Origin of the sequence: Granulicatella adiacens ATCC 49175, from assembly GCF_025150565.1 — a bacterium.
Lineage (GTDB): Bacteria > Bacillota > Bacilli > Lactobacillales > Aerococcaceae > Granulicatella > Granulicatella adiacens.
The window spans coordinates 237,484-255,041 of sequence record NZ_CP102283.1 but is presented as its reverse complement, the minus strand read 5'-3'; the positions used below and the strand labels follow the sequence as shown (position 1 = coordinate 255,041).

The 17,558-nt window shown below is 38.5% G+C and carries 21 protein-coding genes; 3 read left to right on the top strand and 18 right to left on the bottom strand.

The window, feature by feature from the left end; genetic code table 11:
- Positions 1-24: 24 nt before the first annotated feature.
- The 5 genes from NQ540_RS01355 to NQ540_RS01335 form a co-directional block, all read right to left on the bottom strand.
- Complete coding sequence (locus NQ540_RS01355) at positions 25-771, bottom strand: PP2C family serine/threonine-protein phosphatase (protein WP_005607608.1); 747 nt, start codon at positions 769-771, stop codon at positions 25-27.
- On the bottom strand, positions 761-2,866 hold the full coding sequence (locus NQ540_RS01350; protein ID WP_039849239.1) for a glycosyl hydrolase family 28-related protein: 2,106 nt from the start codon (positions 2,864-2,866) through the stop codon (positions 761-763). The genes NQ540_RS01355 and NQ540_RS01350 overlap by 11 nt, the downstream gene beginning before the upstream one ends.
- 188 nt (positions 2,867-3,054) lie before the next feature.
- Complete coding sequence (locus NQ540_RS01345) at positions 3,055-3,462, bottom strand: hypothetical protein (RefSeq protein WP_050755107.1); 408 nt, start codon at positions 3,460-3,462, stop codon at positions 3,055-3,057.
- A 29-nt stretch (positions 3,463-3,491) separates the two neighbouring features.
- The gene (locus NQ540_RS01340) at positions 3,492-4,307 is read right to left on the bottom strand and encodes a YhfC family glutamic-type intramembrane protease (RefSeq protein ID WP_005607614.1); all 816 of its coding nucleotides are present in this window, start codon (positions 4,305-4,307) and stop codon (positions 3,492-3,494) included.
- Positions 4,304-5,029 carry a MerR family transcriptional regulator gene (locus NQ540_RS01335; protein WP_005607616.1) on the bottom strand — a complete coding sequence of 242 codons (726 nt, stop codon included), beginning with the start codon at positions 5,027-5,029 and terminating at the stop codon, positions 4,304-4,306. The genes NQ540_RS01340 and NQ540_RS01335 overlap by 4 nt, the downstream gene beginning before the upstream one ends.
- A gap of 216 nt (positions 5,030-5,245) precedes the next feature.
- Here NQ540_RS01335 and NQ540_RS01330 point away from each other — a divergent pair, with 216 nt between their 5' ends.
- The 3 genes from NQ540_RS01330 to NQ540_RS01320 all read left to right on the top strand — a co-directional run bounded on the left by NQ540_RS01330 (position 5,246) and on the right by NQ540_RS01320 (position 7,620).
- Positions 5,246-6,286, top strand: a complete 1,041-nt coding sequence (locus tag NQ540_RS01330; protein ID WP_039849240.1) for a bifunctional glycosyltransferase family 2/GtrA family protein — start codon at positions 5,246-5,248, stop codon at positions 6,284-6,286.
- A 70-nt stretch (positions 6,287-6,356) separates the two neighbouring features.
- The gene (locus NQ540_RS01325) at positions 6,357-7,247 is read left to right on the top strand and encodes a phosphodiester glycosidase family protein (RefSeq protein WP_156780477.1); all 891 of its coding nucleotides are present in this window, start codon (positions 6,357-6,359) and stop codon (positions 7,245-7,247) included.
- Positions 7,228-7,620 carry a hypothetical protein gene (locus NQ540_RS01320; protein WP_005607622.1) on the top strand — a complete coding sequence of 131 codons (393 nt, stop codon included), beginning with the start codon at positions 7,228-7,230 and terminating at the stop codon, positions 7,618-7,620. Before NQ540_RS01325 ends, NQ540_RS01320 begins: the two co-directional genes overlap by 20 nt.
- A gap of 38 nt (positions 7,621-7,658) precedes the next feature.
- Here the strand turns inward: NQ540_RS01320 and NQ540_RS01315 are convergent, their stop codons facing one another.
- From NQ540_RS01315 to NQ540_RS01255, 13 genes are all read right to left on the bottom strand, one after another.
- The gene (locus tag NQ540_RS01315; RefSeq protein ID WP_005607624.1) at positions 7,659-9,167 is read right to left on the bottom strand and encodes a hypothetical protein; all 1,509 of its coding nucleotides are present in this window, start codon (positions 9,165-9,167) and stop codon (positions 7,659-7,661) included.
- Positions 9,168-9,170: 3 nt separating this feature from the next.
- A complete protein-coding gene (locus tag NQ540_RS01310; RefSeq protein WP_005607626.1) occupies positions 9,171-9,806 on the bottom strand; it encodes a hypothetical protein in 636 nt (211 codons plus the stop codon).
- Positions 9,807-9,817: 11 nt separating this feature from the next.
- On the bottom strand, positions 9,818-10,822 hold the full coding sequence (locus NQ540_RS01305) for a DUF6994 family protein (protein ID WP_005607628.1): 1,005 nt from the start codon (positions 10,820-10,822) through the stop codon (positions 9,818-9,820).
- Positions 10,823-10,842: 20 nt separating this feature from the next.
- Entirely contained in the window at positions 10,843-11,493 is a 651-nt protein-coding gene (locus tag NQ540_RS01300) for a hypothetical protein (RefSeq protein WP_223429382.1), read from the bottom strand.
- Between the two features lie 266 nt (positions 11,494-11,759).
- A complete protein-coding gene (locus NQ540_RS01295; RefSeq protein ID WP_005607631.1) occupies positions 11,760-12,152 on the bottom strand; it encodes a hypothetical protein in 393 nt (130 codons plus the stop codon).
- Entirely contained in the window at positions 12,139-12,351 is a 213-nt protein-coding gene (locus NQ540_RS01290) for a helix-turn-helix transcriptional regulator (protein ID WP_005607633.1), read from the bottom strand. The genes NQ540_RS01295 and NQ540_RS01290 overlap by 14 nt, the downstream gene beginning before the upstream one ends.
- A 159-nt stretch (positions 12,352-12,510) precedes the next feature.
- Complete coding sequence (locus NQ540_RS01285; protein ID WP_005607635.1) at positions 12,511-13,326, bottom strand: AAC(3) family N-acetyltransferase; 816 nt, start codon at positions 13,324-13,326, stop codon at positions 12,511-12,513.
- Between the two features lie 10 nt (positions 13,327-13,336).
- Positions 13,337-13,783: an NUDIX hydrolase gene (locus NQ540_RS01280; RefSeq protein ID WP_039849241.1), complete on the bottom strand. Its 447-nt coding sequence runs from the start codon at positions 13,781-13,783 to the stop codon at positions 13,337-13,339.
- A gap of 148 nt (positions 13,784-13,931) precedes the next feature.
- Positions 13,932-14,495, bottom strand: a complete 564-nt coding sequence (locus NQ540_RS01275; protein WP_005607639.1) for a hypothetical protein — start codon at positions 14,493-14,495, stop codon at positions 13,932-13,934.
- Positions 14,496-14,561: 66 nt separating this feature from the next.
- Positions 14,562-15,353 (bottom strand): hypothetical protein, encoded by a 792-nt coding sequence (locus NQ540_RS01270; RefSeq protein WP_005607641.1) that lies wholly within the window; start codon positions 15,351-15,353, stop codon positions 14,562-14,564.
- Between the two features lie 206 nt (positions 15,354-15,559).
- A complete protein-coding gene (locus NQ540_RS01265) occupies positions 15,560-16,084 on the bottom strand; it encodes a cysteine hydrolase family protein (protein ID WP_005607643.1) in 525 nt (174 codons plus the stop codon).
- 51 nt (positions 16,085-16,135) lie between these two features.
- The gene (locus NQ540_RS01260) at positions 16,136-16,702 is read right to left on the bottom strand and encodes a hypothetical protein (protein WP_005607645.1); all 567 of its coding nucleotides are present in this window, start codon (positions 16,700-16,702) and stop codon (positions 16,136-16,138) included.
- A 181-nt stretch (positions 16,703-16,883) separates the two neighbouring features.
- A complete protein-coding gene (locus NQ540_RS01255; RefSeq protein WP_039849287.1) occupies positions 16,884-17,501 on the bottom strand; it encodes an SAP domain-containing protein in 618 nt (205 codons plus the stop codon).
- Between the last annotated feature and the right edge of the window lie 57 nt (positions 17,502-17,558).

Below are 17,558 nucleotides of genomic sequence, written 5' to 3'. Positions count from 1 at the left end.
AATTATTTCCTTCTTTTCAGGGCTTCAATCCGTTAAAAGATCAACGATTAGTATACTTGCATCATCTTTCTTTCCATAAATAGGATCGACCTCCTGTGATTGTTTTCTCATTACAATTAGATCATCCAATTTATTCTCTGGATGTTGAGAATAGAACTCATAAAAACCATCACTCATTAATACAATTAGAGGACTAGTCACTTCTGTACTCCCATAAATAGCATGTTCCACACAAGATTCATCTAGCGATCCAATCCAATATCCATTTGACGTATTGGCCAGTTCTCTAATTTTTTGTAAGATTATTTTTCTTTCGGGGCCTTCCTTACTCGAAAGTGCAATTTCGTTTTTTCCTAAATCAAACAAACGATCCACACGATGGTCGGTTACCTCTTGGTCATTTACGAGCATGACACAATCTCCAAGAATCATGTATTCCAGTTTTGTTTTTGTTAATTTTGCAAAAACAAAGGCAAACGTCGGCAGTTTACAATATTCTTCATGGTTAGAATCATCTAACCCTATAATCGAACGGACCTCCTTAATACTTTCAGAAAAAATTTCTTTTAACGTTTTTGATTCTGCACAATGTTTTGCAATCACCTTAGACAATAAATGCGTTACTTCAGAAACCGAATATCCAATCGATTTTTTTGCATTATATAAATCTGTGGCTCCATCAATCACCCAAAAGAAATTTCCAAAACTACCAAGCGCATCTTCGTTTTCAACCGCCGTACCTTGAATAGAACAAATGCTTTTAATTTTCATGACGTTTCTTCACTCCTCCGACTCCAAAAAAAACTCCTAATCCAACAAGGGAAGCAATAGCACCTAAGTAACTATTCGTTCCTGTTTGTGGTAATTCTTTTTGATTTCTGTTTGCTTCAGCTTGAACGAGTGCTTCTTTTGCTGGGGTGTCGGATTTCTTGACTTCTTCAGAAACCTTACGGAACTCAAACTGTAGATATCTTTCAAAACGTTCTCCTCGCGCGATTGGAACGAACACCTCTCCAATTTTGTCAATTAAATTAGCTAATTGATCATCGGAGTAGGTTGCAAGATAATAATACCCATTTTTATTTCTTGCAATCACATGATAGTTCCTATTTTCTGTATGAATATCAGCATGTCCAAGCCCTAAAGCTACTACGGAAATATTTCCACTATCTCCAGAATTTAGCAATAAAATGGAGTTTCCTGTTAAGTTTGAAAAAGAATTATCGATTGCTGTAATGCTGCCTGTAGAGTTATTGATGACAATCCCATCTTTTCCGCCATTAATAACGTTGCCTGAAACAGTTAATCCATCACTAATGCGGAGAAGTTCAATTGAAGGAACTTCAGAATCTTGAGCTTGATTATTAATAATATTGTTTGTTACTTCAATATCTTTTACTTTTCCTAAGTACTCTTCACTATCTCTGGCTACTCGGATTGCTTGTGTTTTAGGGTCTTTAATATTGAATCGATTATTTGTAATTACTACTTTCTTATTTAAGTCCAGAACATCTTCTGTATTTTTGTAACTAAAGGCATTTACAAGCGCTCCACCCTCTTCTCTGTATCGAACACTTTCTTCCTTTGTCTTTTTATCAAATACATTATCTTTAATCACAATATCTGTGAATCCAGTAAATCGTATCCCTGAATAAACTAAGTTGTCGAAATGATTGTTCAAAATCTTAATATTCGAAGGATTTTGAGTAGTAACAGCTTGATAATGCGTACCAATTGCAGTTACCAATTCACCAGACTTGTCACTCTTTCCAAAGTATGAATTTTGAATGGTTACATTTTCTGACTTCACACCAGTTTCGTTTAATGCGTACGGGAATCCTTTTCTTGTCATCGGTTCGATTTGAATCGACTCTTTTGTAATCATCGCATTATCTTTAATCGTTTTAGGTAATGCTTGACCTAAGAAACGAGATTGATCCACCATTACATTTTTAGACCCCGCAATTTGAATGGCATGCCCTTGATAACTATCTTTAAACGTTACATTGCGGATAGTAACATTTGAGCTATTCCCAATCGCAAAACCACCAGAAGAATTAATAAACGGTAAATTCTTTGGTTTAGTGCCTTCTTCATTCAAAGCACCATTCATATCAATCGTACCACCCGTAAAACTAATATTTTCTGTTGGCTCCCAGAAAATCTTATCTCCTCCATTAATGAAAGGACCCGTCATAAATACGATTGAAGGACGTCCTTGGAAATTAATTCCGTTAACAATCGTTGCATCATCATGCAAGCGAATATCGATATTACTCTTTAATTGGACCATTTTCTTTACAAGATACGTTCCTTGAGGGAAATATAATTTTCCTCCACCTAGTCCTTGAGATGCAGCATCGATAGCTGCCTGCATAGCATCATGATCATCCGTAACTCCATCCCCAACTGCACCGAAATCTTTTACATTTAAAGTATCAGTTGTAGGTTGATCAGCTTCTACCCCATTCGCACTTCTTTCCGATACAGAACGAAGAGCGTTAGCTGGTACATTTAACTTTTCGTTACTTGCATCATTATTTACTTTTTCTACTTTTTCACCGGCATCAGCCTTCTTAGGAGTTTCTACATTTTCTTTTGGAATTGCATCTTCTACCGTAGTTTCTAATTGGCTGTCCTTTTGAGCAGGAGTTTCTTTTGCCTCTTTCTCACCCTCTTGACCTTTTCCAGGAGATGCCTCCGTTGTTACTAGTTTGTTTTCTTCTGTAGTTGGCTGAGTCGAAGTAGCTACTTCCTCTGCTAATACATTTTTCGTACCCACAAAAGAAACCGCTAACAAAATAGAACAAACTCCAACTTTTAACTTACGAATTCCAAATACTTTTTTGCCGTCTAAACGTTTCATAATGACCTCCATATTTTCTGACCTAATAGATATTCACTTTTTGACACCGGTGTCATTTTATGACGATTACATCTTACCGCTCAAATGATTAAATGTCAAGCGCTTCCAGAAACACTATTAGTATCCGTATTTTCGAAAACAAAAAAGAATGCTGATTATCAACATTCTTTTTCATTCTATTTTTATTCTTAGTTCATCTGAATTCGTATCGGATACCGCTTCACCGCTTGAGGCAACTCCTCTAGCAGCGCATCGTTGATTTTGCTCTTTCCCATGAAGAACATAGTCGTAGTTCCATCCTTTTGTTCTATCCTAACAGAGTATCTACTCCCGCCACCATTTCTGCCTCGCATGAAATCAATCAAAATCCGGCGAATCGATGATAGAGGAATACGACGCTTTTTGAAACAGAACGCCACATGAATGTAAAATGTTCCATTCGCGATATGAAAAGCTGCCATGAACGGACCTCCGCTCTGTTTTGCGGCTGTCCATCGGCGAACGAAAATGACAAGCACACATGTCGCAATAAACCCAATACTCACCAGGAATACCAACGGAATCCCAAATATCGCTCCACTTTCTATTGTTGCCATCTTCATTCCTCCCTTGCATCAACGATTCGTTATGCCAATTTTTTATATATTTTTATCGCAATCCATACAATGACGATTGCCATAACTAAAATTCCAGTTTCAGCGATTCCAGCTCCCACGACATTTCGTTGATAGAACGCTGCAAAGCAATCCGCCATCATATGTAGTAAAACGGCACCACATAAATATTTTTTATTTTCTGCAATGATACTGTAATACACGATGATGGTACAGCCAATATGAATCCCCATTGAACTGATTCTTTCGAGAACGGTCATCACAGCTGTTTCAACATTAAACTGTGCTGCAGCTTGAAAGCTCTGCATGGCCACGTCTGCATTCTTTTCAGTAACATGTAGTGCTGCAAGCGCAGAATCTACACTTCCATTCTGAAGGGATGTCGCAATCACTAAGTAAAGCAAAATCGATGGAAGGACAACTGTTAGAATTTCAATTACTCCGTGCCCAATTCCATACAAAGCTGCATTTTCACGGATGCGGTGTTTTTTCATAATGTATTTTAATATGATATAGCGACCACATTCCTCAAAAATCCCTGCCATCATCATTCCATATAAAATGAATGCTACAGTATTCCCGTTTAGAAACTGAGAAATTGGATTATCAGCCAGTAAAAAGAAATAATGGAAGCCTGATTCAAGAATACGGGCAGAAACAATAAACCCTAATGCCCCAGCAATGAAATAACTGATTTTCACTTGTCCTTTATGTCTTCTCATCCAATAAACGGTAGGTAGAATTCCTATCAAAAGAAGCAAGACCACTGTCACGATTAATGAAGGAATCGCGGTTTTTCCAAGAACGATTTGATTAAATCCACTCACGCTTGGTCACCGTCCCAAATTTCAATACAGAATCCTTTATGGCCACACTCTGAGCAAGTTAAATTCCGGGTTGTTGGCGTATGCTTTGCAAAAAAAGCTTCTTTCTTTCCTGGTTTAAATTCTTGATGGCACTCAGGGCAAATATATTTTACGTGTTTGTAATAATAGTTACATACCCAAATAAGCCATACCGTTGCCAAAAGAGCCCATAGCGCAAATCCCCACCACATTCCTTTGAAAATCCAGAATGCAATAGACACCCACTGAAGCGCTCCAACCACCAATCCTGTTGAAAGTATAATCCGGTAAAGTTTTTTGAGTTGTTTCTTACCTTTCATCACTACTGCTATGTCCGCGATGGATTCAAGTGAGAAGGATTCTTTGTTTTGGACTGTCGACTGTAATTCACGCAATTTTTCTAATTGCTCTTGTTTCTCTTGAATTTCTTCCATCAATAAACTTTCCTGTTGTTCTATTAAAATCGAAATCACTTTTTCAGGATGTTCTTCTTCTAATAATTGAGAAATGGCATCGATGGGTACATCCACCTCCCGAAGAAAACAAATGACTTTTAGACGTTGAAGATCACTTTCAGAATATAATCTTCTACCTCCTTCAGAAAGTTCTGTCGGAATTAAGATGCCTCTTTTGTCATAATACTGAACGGTTCGAACAGTCACATTGCAAAGTTTCGCAAGCTCCCCTGTCGTATATTTTGACATAGCTTTCACCTCCTTAATGCCTGCATATTACTACATTACGTAGCGTTACAAGCAATGCCTGACGCTAGGGGATTTTTCATTTTTCTTTTAAATACTATATTAAATGCTAATTTTATTTTTTTCCACCTCTTTTAAGTACGTTTTAGGTTCATGGTGCAAATTATAGTTAATCAAACGGAAAGGGGAAGCTCCCCAAACAGGCGAGCAGTGACAACCATGAAAACAATCGTCATTATTCCAGCATATGAACCAGAGGAAAAATTAATTCCTTTAACGCAGCAACTCATCGCCAAAAACTTAGAGGTCATCGTAGTGGATGATGGTAGTGGGGAGAACTATCTTCCAATCTTCACAAAGCTTACAGGAGCGACTGTTTTAACGCACCCTGAAAACAAAGGAAAAGGCGAAGCACTCAAAACCGCTTATCGATATATTAAAGAAACTCATGCTCATGAGGAAGTAGCGATTGTGACGGCAGACTCTGACGGACAACATAGCCCTGAAGACATCGTGCGCATCGCCAACCGAGCTGCCCTTGAACAAGATAGCCTCGTACTCGGCGTTCGAAACTTCGACGCTTCCCATGTCCCACTTAGAAGCCGCCTTGGAAACAAAATCACCTTGAAAATTTTCGAACTGACCAGCGGGACGAAACTTAGCGATACCCAAACAGGTCTGCGTGGATTCTCAAGTACGCATTTAGACAAAATGCTTGAAATCTCAGGATCACGTTTTGAATACGAAATGAACGTGTTGATGGTGTGGGCGAAAGAAAAACGTCCTTTCTGCGAGCTAGACATTCAAACGATTTATGAGAACAAAAATGAAGGGTCACACTTTAACCCTCTTCACGATTCATTCAGAATCTACAAAGAGATTTTCCAGTTCGCCCTATCATCCTTTCTCTCGTTTTTTCTAGACTACACCCTCTACGCCTTCCAGATTTTTATTGGCGTGCCACTCGTAACGGCTAACGTGATTGCAAGGATGATTAGTGCAGGATTCAACTTCTTTGTGAATAAGAAGTTCGTCTTTGCCAGCGACAAACCGTTTCTAAAAGAACTTGGCGGCTATATTTTACTCGCCAGCTTCTCATTAACGCTGAACACGCTCATCCTCATGGGCCTCAGCTACGGACTGGGTATCGGACCCTTCATCGGTAAAATCATGACCGAAATCGGGATGTTCTTCTTTAACTGGTTTGTACAAAAGAAACTGATTTTTGGACAAGAGAAAGGTGTGCATTATGTCAAATAACAAAAAAGGAAAATCACTCAGAAAAATCTTATCGACCGCTTATACGGCCGTCCTCATCGGGGCTTCAGGGATGGTCATAGCCGATACGCTCTTTATCTCTAAGAGTCTCGCAAAGTTCAGTAACGAAACGGCAGCGACAACGAACACGGCCACAGGAACTGGCGCAAGCGGCACGGGAACGTCTAGTAACTCGAGCAGTTCAAGTAGCGGGGGCGCGTCTACAACGCCAACTGTGAGTACGGCGACCGCCTACGAGGACGACACGAAATCCATCTCGATTGAGACTTACGAGCGAAATAACACGCAAATCCACGTCGCAACCGTAAAAATCAAAGGCAACTCGTCAATTAAGACCGCCTTGGCCAACGAAACGTACGGTCGAAACGTAACGGCGAAGACTTCTACAACCGCTAAAAGCGTAAACGCGGTCCTTGCGATTAATGGAGACTACTACGGAGCCAGAGATGCTGGATACGTTGTTCGTAACGGAAAATTACTACGAAGTGAGAGCCAGAGTGCCGACCAAGAAGACTTAGTTATCTACAAGGACGGAAGCTTCGGCATCATCAAAGAAGGCGACATCACAGCCCAACAGTTAGTGGACAACGGCGCGATGCAAGTCTTGTCATTTGGCCCAGCGTTGATTGAAAACGGACAAGTAGCCGTTGATAGTTCAGACGAAGTTGGGAAAGCCATGGCGAGCAACCCGCGTACAGCCATCGGAATCATCGATGACAGCACTTATGTATTCGTGGTGTCAGACGGACGTACAAGCGAAAGCCAAGGATTATCGTTGAAACAATTAGCTGATTTTATAAAAGAATTGAACGTCACAACCGCTTATAACTTAGACGGCGGCGGATCATCAACCATGTACTTTAACGGACAAATCATTAACAAACCGACTACAAACGGTCGAAACATCGAAGAAAGAGAGGTGAGTGACATTGTCTACTTATAAAAAGAAAACGGGACTGATATTCTACACAGTTGCAACGGTGGTGACACTAGTTGTCGGAATGGTGTATGAATTCTTTAGCCACCAAGTCTACTCCCCATTCATGTACTTGCTCTTTATGATTCCACTCGTTCTTGGAGTGGTGCCAAATCTTATAGCGAAAATGACCGGGAAAACCTTCCTGGAGTCAGAAGACGCACAAGCAGCCTACAAGATGGGTGTCCTCACCTTCATCTTCGGCAGCTTCCTCAAAGGAGTCTTCGACATCTACGGAACCAGTTCCGTCTACCCAACCCTCTACTTACCAGTCGGTGCGGTGCTACTAGTCGCGTCGCTGGGGTTAGAGATGTACTACAAGAAGGCAGTTGCTAAATAAAAAAGGCCGGAGCCCTTTACGGGGCTCCGGTTTGTTGGTTATTCAAAGCCTATGCAGTTAATGCCTATTACGCCTCTTCGTAAGAAAACCATATCAATTCTTGTTGGTTCAATTTTTTCTGGAGTGAATGTAGCAAATTGGAATGCTTCTATCTCCACACTTGAATAATCAAATTTTTCATATTCAAATACTTCGACTCCAATTTCTTTCAGAACATCTTCAGGCAATTCATAATTTTGTTCTACCAATCCAAACATTGTAAATCCAGAATCAACACAAAACGAGATAACTGGAGAGTATGCTGCATCATAGAAGATTGAACCTGCTAACGAACCTACAAAACTCCCCATCATATATCCAAGTAAAGGAATCTGTATAAACGACTGTCCAGCGGCCCCCATACTTAAAGCACACGTACTAACAAACATTTCCTTTATTAGTTCATTTACCATTTGAGTTCTGCTCATTTCACCAATAGCTACTTTATAGGAATTCTTCATGGAGTTCATTACCAAAACTGTTGTTGCCCCAATAACACTAGGATCAAGAGATTTTAATGCACTACCACATAAACCAGCCTTGCAACTTCCTGTAATAGCAGCAGAAACTGTTCCTCTGATAAAACCCTCGCTAGAACTAGTCAGCGCTTTGAACCCAAGAACCTTAAATTGTTCTTCATCAATTTCTCCATTTTCTATTAAATAATGAATTGCTTTCAAAATTTCAGGACTCGTTTTTAAGACCATAGTAATAACCGCGGCACTCATTCCCGCTTTACAAGACTGTCTGAGAATATCCTTAAATCGAATCAACTCTTCCGTTGTAAGGTTCAACTTTTCAGCAGTAACATCTCCTTCTTTTGAAAGTTGCGCAAGCTTTCTAGCTTCTGTCTCTGTCAACTCGATTGATTCATTTCCTTTATTATCAGATACTTTAGACCTTAACATATCAAGTGTCTCTTGGTACCGACGAACTTCTTCGGGCCTTTTTACAGATTCTTCTTTTATCCTTCTTTCAAGCCATTCCGTAGCAGCTTTAAATTGGTCTGAAGGTATTACTCGATATTGACCGGCATATAAAGGGTCACTTAAGACTTTGTCGGCAGAATATCCTCGTTTTTGAAGATAGTTTTCCAAGCTTTCTTTGCCACCATTTGATTTGTATTCCTGAAATTTTTCAAAAATACTTTTTGCTTGCTGTTTAGCACTTTCTGCACCGTTTTTATAGTATTTAAGGCCAAATTTTGATTCGAAATTCTTACCCCTTATATCTACTGACCCCAGTTCATGACTGCGTTCAACCTCTACTCTATGATTAGAACCTTTAACTACAGCATTGATATTAAATGTACCAGCATGCCAAAATTCTGCAACATCGCCTTTAAGAGTAGCCACCCCCGCCTTATTTGAGGAAAACTGATTTAGATTTTTGACTAACTTTGTAATTTCGGTTTCCACAGAATCAACATACCGTACGCCCTCAGACACTCCTACGAAATTTCCCGCATGGCTTTGAAAGAAATCATAGCCTTCTCTAAAGCCTTCCATAGCTTATCCCTCCAGAAATTCCGTTAATCCGTCAGTGTAAAGAATTGCTGTTAACGCTCGATACTGTTGGTCTCTTAATTTCTTACGATCTTTCAGCATATTAATCCCTGCAACCGCACCAAATACACCTGGATTTACCACTAATTGTGCCAAAGTAGCTGCTTTATTTTTCATAAGAGCAACGACTCCTTTTTCTTTTTCATCCTTATCCTCATATTTAAGAACTCGTTCTAGTGACATTGCTTCGATTTTTTGCTCATAACCTTGACAAAATTCAATAAATTGATCGTAGGTTTCTTTATCCTTGATACTGTCTGATACCATCATCATCGCACGTTTTCCTAACCAACCGTACTTCATTCCGAACTTATCAAACTTAACTGACATAGAAGGAGTTTCTTTTTTACTTACTTTATTCTCACCGACAAAAAGGATATGCTCTTTTGAAGAAATCGTCGCCATATTAGCAACATAGTCCTTTTCAAGCCACACTGCGACTTCAACCGTTCCGTCCTTAACTCCAACAATTTCGTCAGAAGTATCATCTTTCATACTCACCAATTGGCGTAAATAGTTTGCATACTCTGATGTCTTCTCATCGCATACAATAATCAATTTTGTTGTTTTTTCCCCTAGCATATTTATGCCTCCTATTTCGTTTTGCTGTTCTCGTTACATTCGCTATAAATAATTTGTTCCATTTTTTCCGAACGAATAAGTATCTTTTTGTTCAGTTCCTTTAACATTTCTTCAATAGTATTAAATTCAAGGTCTGAAGTTATTTCAATTTTAGGATTCTCTCCTTTTTCACCCCACTTAGGTTCTTCATTCTTACCAGTTAAAATATTAATCGGTCTAAGGTTAGCACTTTTTATTGATTTTTCTTTACTTACAAATGCCTCAAAGCAGAAAAATTCTATATAAGTTTCAAAGTCTTTAAAGTGAGATAACCACTTCTTCAAATCTTCTTTTGCTTGCTCATTTTTAACCCTTGTCATTATTGTCGATTTCTCGTTTTTGTTATACCAATAATAAATTTCCCAAAGCGTTAAATCAACACGATCCTGTATATAATGACTTCGATTAGATTTTATAGTTCCTCCTTTACGCATATTGTAGGTTTCATAAAATGAAAACGGCCAGAGGAAAGAACCACCTATAATTCTTGAAGAAATAACCCACTCGGCAACTTGACTTACTGCACATTCTGGACTCTCGCTTCTTTTAATGTACAAATCATAAGGATGAATTTTTGCGCTAGTTGGGACAGAAAATCCCAACTGGTCCGATCTTAGATAAAACAGTTTTTTTGTTTTATTCTTTCTAACCTCAATAACTTTAATACCTTGTCCTTCTTCGAATATATATTTGTAAATTCCTTTTAATTTTTTTCTAAATTTTGTTTCTTGTACATTTAAAAAAATAACTAATCTTTCGAAAAAGTGATGGTCATAGTCTTTTTTATAAGTCGTATCAGGGTCACAATAAAAGGCTCTTACTGTATTCGGTATTTGTAATTCCGAAATATATGATTTCTTGAAACTCTCTACATATACTTTCTTCCAGTCGTTCATTTCACTAATCTTAGCGATAATATTTTTTCCATCTTTATCCAATGCACAATAAGTAAAAAGTTCGTTAATTCCCTCGTTCATAAATAAACCTCCACTTAAAATTAATTGCCCGTATTTGATACGCTCAAGTTCCCCATCCTCACAACATACAATCTCTCATCTTCACCAGCAAGCTGGCTCAGCAGCTCCGTTGCTCGCTCTGTATCACCTTTAATTGCAGCGTTCAACGCCTTGTAGTAGATGATTTCTAGTTGTGGGTACTTGTATTCGTTCGTTAACGTTTCGAAGTAGTCGTTGCTCTCGTTCGCAATCGTTAAATCATAGAGAGCCACACTTATCTTTTGCGTCTTCTCGGCCATCGTAGGGTCTGTTATCGTCAGCTCACCTATCATCGCATCCAGTTCTTCACGGCTCAACTCCGGCTGGCTCAACACGACTGAACGAATCCGGTAGCTTTGCAAGACATTTCGGAATTGCGGTTGAAGTCCGTCTCTATTCAAGATTTCTTCGGCCTTTCGAATCGCCGTCTCGAAGTCCCCTGTCATGTACGCCAAGGCAACTTCCGACGTTGCGGAGACTGATCGGAGGACCGCTCTTTTTCCCTCTTTATTCATCTCTATATATTGTCTCCACGATGCTAAATCCAAATCTACATGCAACAATTTTTCCACGGTGGTTAAATACCATTTATTAATCAAATAGATGGTAAGGACTAATCCGGCGATAATCACAAGAAGGCTCCCCGTTTGCATCGTAAATTCACTTACTACTAGCGAAACGCAAAGAATGAGAACAATTGCGAAAATCCCCGCGCATCTCGTATAGAGCGTATATTTTTTTCGTACTGCTTGATAATCCATATCGTTCCTCCAAAGGCACAAGCCGCATGTATATGATTGCGGTTACAAAATTATTTATATCTTTAATCAAAAATAACTGTCTTAGCCCATTATCTCACGTTCCAGTTGTTGCTTCAACGGCAAAATGCATATTCTTCGGGTATTTTTTCGATACTCGTCTAATATTTTTGCTCGTAAAATTTGCTAATAAAAAGCATGATTATCGGAGAACATCCAACAGAAATTGCTAAAAGAGCTGCCGGTATATATGCCCCTACTGCAATACAGACAAGTGCAATAATTTCCATCAGAATCATTAGAATTGGAGACATCGTTGCATTGACTTTATCTCTGATTTTTTCATTCCGTTCATCATTCACACTAATTTTGTAATCACGGTCCTTTGCCAATAGTCTATAGTGTGTGAGTTGTACATATGAAACAGATACACTAATGGAAGACACAAAAATCAATAACAATCTAACCACTTCATTCAAGTTAAGTGTAAATACTGCCAGTAAACTGCAAATTCCTACTAAATATCCTAGATACCATAATTTATTTGTCTTCATTTTGATCCTCCTCGTAAATAAATACTTCTTCAATGGATACCTCAAAGAACCTCGCTATTTTAAATGCCAATATAATGGACGGGTTATATCTTCCGTTCTCTAAAGATCCCACCGTCTGCCTAGACACTTCAAGCGCATTCGCAAGTTCTTCTTGTGTGATTCCTTTTGCCTTTCGAATTTCCTCAAGTCTATTTTTCACATCACATCACCTCTCAAGATGGAAAGTTTACTTTACATACAATATAATTATTTTCTAGCAAAATGTCAAGTTTACTTTCCATCGTTAAGCAAAAAATACCGGAGCCCTTTGATGGGACTCCGGTTTGCATCAGAAATCAAACATCGATACTTACGCTGATTATTTTAGATTTCTTTCAATGTAATAGTTTCGTGTAAAATCGACGCATTTTACCATATCAATTAAGAATAATTCTGCCCCGTTCAGAGTTTCTTTTCCAACGTGATGAGCCTTCATAAATTCTTTCTGGATTTCTAAATAATCATCATAACTATCTAAATCGACATTTTTAAATTCAATCCACTCATCGCCATTGGTCGTTGAAATTTTACTTCGCTCTATCAATACTTCTCGATTTAATCTGTTTTCAGCTAGGTGTAAAGAGGTGTTGGTCTCAAAATTTGTGCCAACCATTAATATTTTAGCCTTTAACGCATACATCTTCCCAAGTGGCGATTGTTCTCCAAATGGAAAATCAAACCCTTCATTTTGAGCAATTTCATCCGCTCGATGACCGATTGCTGTAAAGGAGTACATCGGATGTTCTCCTCTAATGGCTTGAGGTAAAATTCCAATAAAATTACTAAAACTTCCCATTGATTTAGAAAACGACAATTTCTTGTTATAAGCTGGCAAATCCTCTCTAATGCTATCATGCCACTCTACAGGAACTGGAGGATGATGCCAGCTCACAGGATCTGAGATTTCTACAGTTTGAGACGGTACAACTATTGTTCCTTCTTCACCAACAACGTTTCTCAAAGCATTATAAAGACTCTCTGCCCCTCCTATCACATATCCCATAGAGGACATCGAAACATGTGCCAGTACAATATCGCCTCGCTTTATTCCTAGATTTATAAATTTTTGTTCCAAATCTTTACTCGTTACTGGGGTAAGACCCTTTTCTATTGAATCATTCATATATTTAAACATCTTCTGCCCTCTATTCTATCCCTATATCGATCTGTTTTATTCCAGCTTTCCAAAGGGGTAATTCTTTTGTTAAATATTGAGATCGTATATCATACTCACTTAATCTTTGGAGATCTATCCATTCACATTCATATTTTCCTTCATCCAACGTATGAGACGGAACCTCCCCTAGAAGAGTCACTTTATAATGAAATTCAATCATATGATGGAGTTCGCCTTTATAATCAAATCGATTCTCCACAACAAACATTAACTCTTCGACTTCACAATCGACACCTAGTTCCTCTTTCACTTCTCTGGCTACAGCTTTCCGGCTTGCTTCGCCGACTAATATCGCCCCACCCACTAAGTGATTTTGGCTTTCTACTTTATAAGTAAGCAACTTTCCATCCTTCACTACAATGGCTGATACTCTAACGCCATATCTATAAGTATCTCCTATTACTCTAAAATCCATGGTCATCACTTCTTTCTGAAAAATGAATACAACTATTATAACACAGTTCTTATCCTTGTGGATTCCGCATAAAAATAACACCTTATCCTACTGACAAGGTGTATCTATTCGTCTATATGAACTTCCACACTTTCCTTTGTTGAAACAACTATTTTTTCTCTTTTTTATTCTTAATAAAGACGATAATCACTATACATATCACTAAGCCTGTAGCTGCTGGTTTAACGAGCGCCATTCCATTTTCTCCACTAGAAAGGATACTATGGACGACCTTTAATACAGCTCCAGCGATTACAACCCATAATAATTGTCCCCATTTTCGATTCCACGTAGTATAAATCATAAAAATAAAGAATAATAGAATCAATGTACAAACAACGATTTTCTCCGTTGTCCAACCACTCGTTAAGTAGTTCTTTTCGAACTCTAAGAATAAATGAACCTGTTCATCCACTGCCTCTGGTTTCGGAAACCAAAACATACTTGTAAATAGGCAAAAAATCGACATAAACAAAATTGAAAATGATTGTTTATAAGCACCAATAACAATTGGAATTATAAACAATGGTCTGATATACCAACTGAGAATATTTTGGTGTCTTGAAAAAGCCCACGTAAAAAAATCTCGATTTGTAAAAAACATATAAATCAATACTACTGTTGAAATCGCAAAAAATAATCCCATTATTCTATCTAATTTTTTAATTTTCATTCTCTATCTCCATTAATTCAAAAACTTATTTATCTTTTTACAAAATAATTTGTAATGATACTTCTTTTATCTTTCAAGTGTCCCATTCAATAGAACCTTTGCCATTCTCACCACATACAACTTTTCATCTTCATGAATGAGCTTGCTTAGTAATTCATTTGAGCGAGCTGTATCGCCCTTAATTGCGGCATTCAAGGCTTGATAGTAGATAATTTCTAACTGTGGGTACTTGAATTCATTCGTCAAAGTTTCGAAGTAGTCGTTACTCTCATGCGCGATGGTTAAGTCATAGAGAGCCACACTTACTTGTTCGGTTTTCTTGGCCAATGTCTCTTCTGTAATCGTCAGCTCGTTAAGCAGTGCATCCAGTTCTTCTTGGCTCAACTCCGGCTGGCTCAAAACGACCGAACGAATCAGATAGCTTTCCAAAATATCCTTAAATTCTGGTTTAAGGTCCTCCAATTCCAAGGCCTCTTTGGCTTTCTGAACCGCGGTTTCAAAATCTCCCGTCATGTAGGCGTAAGAGACTTCTGTCGTTTTTGCATCTATCTGAAGTGCCGCTCTTTTGGCCGTTTTATTGAACTCGATATATTGTTTCCACGATGCTAAATCCAAATCCACGTGAAGTAATCTCGCTACATTGCCTAAATACCATTTATTGATTAGTTGGATTCCCAGCAATAATCCTGCGAAGACCACTAGGACCCCCACTGTTTGAAGAAGCGTATCGCTGATCACCACTGCGATACAAAGAATCAGAACCATGGCTAAAATTCCTGAGCCTCTAGTATATAGTGTGTATTTTTTTCGTAATGCTTGATAATCCATTGTTCCTCCTCCAAACTCTCTTATTGACACTTAAAATCTGCTTATTTAGCTTTCACAGCAATCTCATTTTAAAAACTATCCGAATCCATTATCTCACGTTCACCATTTTGCTTCAATTGTTTTGTGGACATTATTGTATAAATGCAAAAAAGCAAACAAATTTTACTTCGCCTGCTTCTGATTTTCAAATCTGTCTATAGCCCCTCATCAACTCTTTAGAGACCACAAAGCAACTGTTACCGTCTCTCTTTGAACTCATCGAAGTATAGGACCTCGACTTGCCCAGACCAATCCAAGACGCAGCCAACGAAATCCACAAGGTCGAGCCCTGGCATTTCATAAGTGTCGCCGTCATTGACGCTGCCCGTTGCATCTTCAATGTAAGTCACCTTGTAGCCTCTGTCTGACGCGATAATGGCAGAGAATAAGCAGCAATATTCCGCGTTCAATCCCGTAATCACCACTTCATCTACCGGATGGTTCGCAAGAATCGTCTTTAACTCTTCACTCTGGAAAATATTTGGCGAGTCTTTTTCAACGATAAAATCCGCATCCGCAGAAAGCTCTTCGTCAAGCGCTCCTCGCTCGTCGCGATTGTAAATAATACTCTCTTCATTCTCATCAATATGACGCGTATGAATAATAAGGTCCCCGCTCGCTTTAAACATCTCTTGTAACTTCAAAATATTCTCTCGAAGCTGGTCAAAATTCCCTCTAGCTAACATCCCTTTTTGACAATCTAAAACAATTAGTGCTTTCACTTATGGTGCTCCTTTAATTTTAATCGGACAACTATGTCTTCGCAACATCCTTTAGTTTAACGATTGAAGCTCTTCTTCCACATATCCCCCTACATCTTCAACCTCTACAAACAGCGGGTCTAAGTGACACAAGAAGTGCCAATCTTCAGTGCCTCGTTTTCTGTAGAGAATCGCTTCGCCATCTTCACTTCCAAAAAAGCTTCTGTCGACTTCGTACCCACTGCGTTCTAAGAAGTCTTTTGCCTTGCGGAAGTTTGCTTCTCTGGCTTCGACATAGGCTTTCACTTCATCGTTGTTAACGACATACGCGTCGATTTTTGAATAGCCTTCAATCACTTTATCGTTTTTAACGGATAGATTCGAAATCTCTTTCCAAATTATATCCACATTTTCCTCAGAATTAAACGAAAATCTAGATAAAGGCACAATATTTCCATTGAAGACAATTTCCATATAATCCGACAAGTGCTTAGGATTTACATACTCCACTTCAAAACCATCTTCGTTTTCTAAAGTATACCCTGGGATTTGAGCGACAAAGGCTTTCCCTTCTTCTAAAGAATCAAAAGCGACTAAATCCTTTTGATAATCACCTTGATACAATTCCAATATAACCATCGATAACCCTCCTAAGCTTTTTCGTTCTAAACATTATTATGCTGCCGTCAATTATCATGAAACAAGCGCTCACGATGTACATCCAGTAGACCTGTCTTCATGAGGAACCCTATCTATAATCCTTTAAAAGGTACGTAGAGGCTTTCGCAACAACGGATCAGATAGAAGAAAGAGGAGTTGCTTACTTACGATACTCCTCTATTTTGTGGCTATGTTCTTTCAGAAGCTGTTTGGAATAAACTTTTTCATTCTTTGAATCTCGAACTTCCCTCCAAAGGATAGCAGCAACGGTTAACTTGTTAGCATACTGATGGCTACTTTCATCTGCACAAAAGTCTTTTAAAAATTGATTCCACTGACAAGCCGAATGATCATACTTGGCATAATCTGACTCTCCATAATAAATTTTAATCATATCTTGAATCGTAAATTGTAGATTATTATCCCTTTTTACTTTTCGCCAAGCAGTTGCCATATCCGCATTGAATTTAAACGGACTAACCCCTGTTACCGCTGAAAAATAATCTCTAAACTTCTGGTTAAAAGAAAAACCACAGTTCAGGAGCGGAGTCTCTAAAGTGATTACTTCGGATTGAGTTTTACGGCTTTTACTCAAAGATTTCTCTATTTTATTTCCTTGAAAATATTGTTCAATTATAAAAGTCAATTCTTTCTTCGTACCTCTGTACTCTAAACCAAGAGACTTACAAATTTGGGAAAGTTCCTCTCGATACCAATAGTATTGGTTAAATTCTTCAAATGATTTTATCTCTTCAAAACTAGGTCTGTTTTCCGCCAAACCATCACCTCCACCCTTCAAATCTACGACAATAACATCAATTCGCATGCCCTCTCA

Excerpts from the sequence above, each read along its gene's own strand:
- NQ540_RS01315 (WP_005607624.1), bottom strand. The coding sequence starts at position 9,167 with ATGGAAGGCTTTAGAGAAGGCTATGATTTCTTTCAAAGCCATGCGGGA.
- NQ540_RS01325 (WP_156780477.1), top strand. The coding sequence starts at position 6,357 with ATGGTCATAGCCGATACGCTCTTTATCTCTAAGAGTCTCGCAAAGTTC.
- NQ540_RS01350 (WP_039849239.1), bottom strand. The coding sequence starts at position 2,866 with ATGAAACGTTTAGACGGCAAAAAAGTATTTGGAATTCGTAAGTTAAAA.
- NQ540_RS01295 (WP_005607631.1), bottom strand. The coding sequence starts at position 12,152 with ATGAAGACAAATAAATTATGGTATCTAGGATATTTAGTAGGAATTTGC.
- NQ540_RS01355 (WP_005607608.1), bottom strand. The coding sequence starts at position 771 with ATGAAAATTAAAAGCATTTGTTCTATTCAAGGTACGGCGGTTGAAAAC.
- NQ540_RS01275 (WP_005607639.1), bottom strand. The coding sequence starts at position 14,495 with ATGAAAATTAAAAAATTAGATAGAATAATGGGATTATTTTTTGCGATT.
- NQ540_RS01260 (WP_005607645.1), bottom strand. The coding sequence starts at position 16,702 with ATGGTTATATTGGAATTGTATCAAGGTGATTATCAAAAGGATTTAGTC.
- NQ540_RS01335 (WP_005607616.1), bottom strand. The coding sequence starts at position 5,029 with ATGTCAAAATATACGACAGGGGAGCTTGCGAAACTTTGCAATGTGACT.
- NQ540_RS01300 (WP_223429382.1), bottom strand. The coding sequence starts at position 11,493 with ATGCAAACGGGGAGCCTTCTTGTGATTATCGCCGGATTAGTCCTTACC.
- NQ540_RS01305 (WP_005607628.1), bottom strand. The coding sequence starts at position 10,822 with ATGAACGAGGGAATTAACGAACTTTTTACTTATTGTGCATTGGATAAA.
- NQ540_RS01285 (WP_005607635.1), bottom strand. The coding sequence starts at position 13,326 with ATGTTTAAATATATGAATGATTCAATAGAAAAGGGTCTTACCCCAGTA.
- NQ540_RS01330 (WP_039849240.1), top strand. The coding sequence starts at position 5,246 with ATGAAAACAATCGTCATTATTCCAGCATATGAACCAGAGGAAAAATTA.
- NQ540_RS01280 (WP_039849241.1), bottom strand. The coding sequence starts at position 13,783 with ATGGATTTTAGAGTAATAGGAGATACTTATAGATATGGCGTTAGAGTA.
- NQ540_RS01345 (WP_050755107.1), bottom strand. The coding sequence starts at position 3,462 with ATGGCAACAATAGAAAGTGGAGCGATATTTGGGATTCCGTTGGTATTC.
- NQ540_RS01310 (WP_005607626.1), bottom strand. The coding sequence starts at position 9,806 with ATGCTAGGGGAAAAAACAACAAAATTGATTATTGTATGCGATGAGAAG.